This is a genomic window from Ramlibacter sp. (assembly GCF_013697775.1).
Taxonomy (GTDB): Bacteria; Pseudomonadota; Gammaproteobacteria; order Burkholderiales; family Burkholderiaceae_C; genus Ramlibacter.
This window is the reverse complement of the sequence record NZ_JACCWG010000365.1, coordinates 1-4,044: the sequence shown is the minus strand read 5'-3', so window position 1 is coordinate 4,044 and position 4,044 is coordinate 1. Positions and strand designations below refer to the sequence as shown.

Annotated in this window: 4 protein-coding genes and 2 pseudogenes; 2 read left to right on the top strand and 4 right to left on the bottom strand. The window is 69.4% G+C overall.

From position 1 onward, the window contains the following. A pseudogene (locus H0U68_RS18440) lies at nucleotides 1-555 on the bottom strand (NAD-glutamate dehydrogenase domain-containing protein); the annotation flags it as partial. Between the two features lie 153 nt (nucleotides 556-708). Between H0U68_RS18440 and H0U68_RS18435 the strand changes: the two are divergent. Together H0U68_RS18435 and H0U68_RS18430 are read left to right on the top strand one after the other, a co-directional pair. Next, nucleotides 709-1,134 carry a hypothetical protein gene (locus H0U68_RS18435; protein WP_296358244.1) on the top strand — a complete coding sequence of 142 codons (426 nt, stop codon included), beginning with the start codon at nucleotides 709-711 and terminating at the stop codon, nucleotides 1,132-1,134. Next, nucleotides 1,131-1,847 (top strand): class I SAM-dependent methyltransferase, encoded by a 717-nt coding sequence (locus H0U68_RS18430; protein ID WP_296358242.1) that lies wholly within the window; start codon nucleotides 1,131-1,133, stop codon nucleotides 1,845-1,847. Before H0U68_RS18435 ends, H0U68_RS18430 begins: the two co-directional genes overlap by 4 nt. A gap of 18 nt (nucleotides 1,848-1,865) precedes the next feature. On the opposite strand, the gene H0U68_RS18425 is transcribed toward H0U68_RS18430, so the two are convergent. The 3 genes and pseudogenes from H0U68_RS18425 to H0U68_RS18415 all read right to left on the bottom strand — a co-directional run. Then, a complete protein-coding gene (locus H0U68_RS18425) occupies nucleotides 1,866-3,101 on the bottom strand; it encodes a beta-ketoacyl-ACP synthase (RefSeq protein ID WP_296358240.1) in 1,236 nt (411 codons plus the stop codon). Further along, nucleotides 3,098-3,829, bottom strand: a complete 732-nt coding sequence (locus tag H0U68_RS18420) for a 3-ketoacyl-ACP reductase FabG2 (protein ID WP_296358238.1) — start codon at nucleotides 3,827-3,829, stop codon at nucleotides 3,098-3,100. The genes H0U68_RS18425 and H0U68_RS18420 overlap by 4 nt, the downstream gene beginning before the upstream one ends. After that, nucleotides 3,826-4,044: pseudogene (locus tag H0U68_RS18415) on the bottom strand (hypothetical protein); the annotation flags it as partial. The gene H0U68_RS18420 and the pseudogene H0U68_RS18415, both read right to left, overlap by 4 nt.

The window sequence follows — 4,044 nt, the reverse complement described above, 5'->3', positions numbered from 1 at the left end:
CACGTCGCCCAGCGCGCGCTCGATGCCGGCGGCCAAGGCTTCCTGCTGGCGCGCGTCGGCGATGCGGTCGACCTCGACCAGCATCCACGATTCGCGCGGCGCCTGCGGCAGCGCCTTGCGCGGCGCGATGGTGCGCAGGGCGCCGCCGTCGTCGCGCTCCACGGCGTAGATCGGGTGCACGATCAGGTGCAGCGTGAGGCCCTGGCGCTGGATCTCCATGCTGACCGTATCGACCAGGAACGGCATGTCGTCGTTGACGATCTGGACCGCGCTATGGCCGGTGGGCCAGCCGTCGTCCGCCGCCGCGGGATTGAACACCCGCACCTTGGGCGCGCCCGCGGAGCGCACGGCGCCGAAGCGCCAGTGGCTCCACAGCGCACCGGCCAGTTCGTCGGGCGTGCGCTCCTCCAGGTCGTCGACGTCGACCTGGCTGAAATAGTCGCGGGCAAAGGGTTCGAAACGCGCGCGCTCGCCGTCGTCCCCCAGTCGGGGCGCCAGCAGCGCCAGCACCGCGGCAACGCGATCGGCGCGCCGGGCTTGCGTGGAAACAGTCATGTCGTTTTTCTCCTGACCCTCGGCAATGTAGGGGCCTCGCCGATGGAATGCCAATGCCATTTCAACGGCCGCACATGCAAATCGCGCATGACGGACGCTGTCGCGGCAAAGGCCGTTGGTACACTTGCTCTACAGTCATTTCGGAGGGGTCCCTTGAAAATCCTGCGCCTGTTGTGCGTCACTTTCCTGCTGCTGGCTTCTTCACACGGTTGGGCCCAGCGCATGCCGGTGCCGATCATCAACCACCAGGACGTCGCCATCAACCGGCCTTCGGGCAAACCGCTGAGCGCCGAGGAGGTGAAGCAGGCCATCATGGCGGCAGCCGTCGCCGGGCCGCGCAAATGGCAGATCTCGGAACCCGGTGCCGACCGCATGGTCGCCACCTACCACGTGCGCACCCACACCATCGTCACGGAGATCCGGTATTCGCCCGAACGCTTCTCGGTCGTCTACCGCGACAGCGTCAACATGAAATATGCGCCGGGCCAGGGCCAGGATGCGGGCGTGATCCACCCCTTCTACAACCAGTGGGTCCGGGAACTGATGGACGCCATCGTCCAGCAGGTCTCCAAGACTTGATCCACCCCACGGCCCATCCATTCGAGGGTCCGCACGTTCCCGAGACCCGTTTCGGCAAGTGGTTCCTGCGCACCGGAACCTGGGAGCTGCACGTGCTGGAGCGCGCGCTGGCCGACCTGGACCGCCTGATCCCGCAGCGCCGCGAGCACTACGACGTGGTCGTGGACGTCGGCTGCGGCTCGGGGCGCTCGCTGAAGAAGCTCGCCGCGCGCTTTCGGCCGCGCGAACTGGTCGGTGTCGATATCGATGCCGAGATGCTGCGCCAGGCCGCCGGCGAAACCGCCGGCCTGCCGGCCCGGCTGGTGGAGGCGTCCAGCTCCCGCCTGCCGGTGGGCGACGCGAGCGCGGACATGCTGTTTTGCCACCAGACCTTCCATCATCTGGTGGAGCAGGAGGCCGCCCTGGCCGAGTTCCTGCGCGTGCTCAAGCCCGGTGGCGTGCTGCTGTTCGCGGAGTCGACGCGCCGCTACATCCACTCGTGGATCATCCGCGCCCTGTTCCGCCATCCCATGGACGTGCAGCGCAGCGCGCCGGAATACCTGCACATGATTCGGCGGGCCGGCTTCGTGGTGCCCGAAGGGGCGGTCTCCTATCCCTACCTCTGGTGGAGCCGCGGCGACCTGGGCGTCCTGGAGCGCTGGTTCGGCGTCGCGCCGCCGCCGGACCGCGAAGAGACGCTGCTCAATCTGGTGGCGCTCAAGCCGGTCGGCTGAACCCACCCACCGGCGCTGCTAGCGGGCGTCTTGCCAGCGCCGGAAGATCAGCGACGTGTTGATTCCGCCGAACGCGAAGTTGTTGCTCATTACCACGTCGGTCTGCAGCGCGCGGCCCTCGCCGCGGATGTAGTCCAGCGGCGCGCAGGCCGGGTCCACCGACTGCAGGTTCAGGTTCGGCGCGAACCAGCCTTCGCGCATCATCTCGATGGCCATCCAGGCCTCCAGTGCGCCGCATGCGCCCAGGGTGTGGCCCATGTAGCTCTTGAGCGAAGCGATCGGAATGCGTTCGCCGAACACCGCGTGCGTGGCCGCCGATTCCGCCACGTCCCCATGTTCGGTGGCGGTGCCGTGCGCGTTGACGTAGCCGATCGCCGATGGCGGCAGCCCGGCGTCGGCCAGCGCCAGGCGCATCGCCTGGGCCATGGTGCCGGACTGGGGCTGCGTCACGTGCGCGCCGTCGCTGTTGGTGCCGTAGCCGATCACCTCCGCGAGGATGCGCGCGCCGCGGCCCTGCGCATGCTCCAGCTCTTCCAGCACCAGCGTGCAGGCGCCCTCGCCCAGCACCAGCCCGTCGCGCGCGGTGTCGAACGGCCGCGGCGTGAGTGCCGGCTCGCCATTGCGCACGCTGGTGGCGAACAGCGTGTCGAACACCGCGGCATCGACGGCGTCGAGCTCCTCGGCGCCGCCCGCCACCATGGCGACCTGCCTGCCGCTTTGGACCGCCTCGTAGGCATAGCCGATGCCCTGGCTGCCGGAGGCGCACGCGCTCGACGTGGTGATGATGCGGCCGGTGATGCCGAGGAACACGCCGATGTTGACGGCCGCGGTGTGCGACATCATCTTGATGTAGGTGTTGGCGGTGATGCCTTCGGTGGTCTTGCCGAGGATCATCCGGCCGAAATCGCCGATGGCTGCCGGCGAGCCGGCCGAGGAGCCGTACGAGATGCCCATTTGTCCACTGCGCACCAGCGGATCGCCCAGCAGCCCGGCGTCGGCCAGCGCGAGTTCGCTCGCGCGGGTGCCCATCTGCGCCACGCGTCCCATGCTGCGCAGCACCTTGCGGTTGTAGTGCTCGGGCAGTGCGTAAGGCAGCACCGGCACGCCCAGGCGCGTATTCAGCCCCTCGTAGCAGTCCCATTCGTGCATCACGCGCACGGCATTGCGCAGGCCGCGCAGCGCCTGCAGCACGGTGGGCCAGTCGTGTCCCAGCGGGCTGATGGCGCCCGCGCCCGTGACGACCACCCGCTTCACACCATGCCTCCGTTCACAGAAATCACCTGGCGGGTGATGTAGCCCGCGCCAGCCCCCATCAGGAACGCCACCAGGCCCGCGACCTCGTCCGGCGTGCCCAGGCGGCGCATCGGGATCAGCTTGAGCGCTTCCTCGCGGACTTCGGGCGCGACCATGTCGGTGTCGATCAGGCCGGGCGCCACGCAGTTCACCGTGATGTTGCGCTTGGCCAGCTCGATGGCCAGTGCCTTGGTGGCGCCGATGATGCCGGCCTTGGCCGCGCTGTAGTTGCACTGGCCGCGGTTGCCCACCAGGCCCGACACCGAGGCCAGGGTCACGATGCGCCCCGGCTTGCGGCGCTGGATCATGGGCATGACCAGCGGCCGCAGCACGTTGTAGAACGCGTCCAGGTTGGTGTGCACCACGCTGTCCCACTCGTCGCCGGTCATCGCCGGAAACGCGTTGTCGCGCGCGATGCCGGCGTTGCAGACCACGCCGTAGTAGGCGCCGTGCTGCTCCACGTCGGCCAGCAGGGCGTCGGCACAGGCCTGGCGTGCCGCCACGTCGAACTGCAGCACGCGGGCCGCACGGCCCAGCGCACGGACCTGCCCGGCGACCGACTCCGCCTTGTCGCGGCTCGCGCGGCAATGCACCACGATGTCGTGGCCCTCGGCCGCCAGCTTCAGCGCGATGGCCTGGCCGATGCCGCTGCTGGACCCGGTCACCAGCACGGTGCCCGCGCCGCTCATGGCCGGCTCCCGGTCAGCATGGCCAGTGGATCCTCGGGCTCGAACACCGAGATCCGGGCTTGGGCGACCGCCTCGCCATCCATGCGGATGCTGCAGTCGAACATGCCCAGCCCGTTGCCGCCCATGAACTCGCAGCGGGCCTCCACGCGCAGGCGCGCGCCGCTCGGGAAACCGCCGCGGTGCGCCTCGTACCGGCGGCTGCCCAGCAGCAGTCC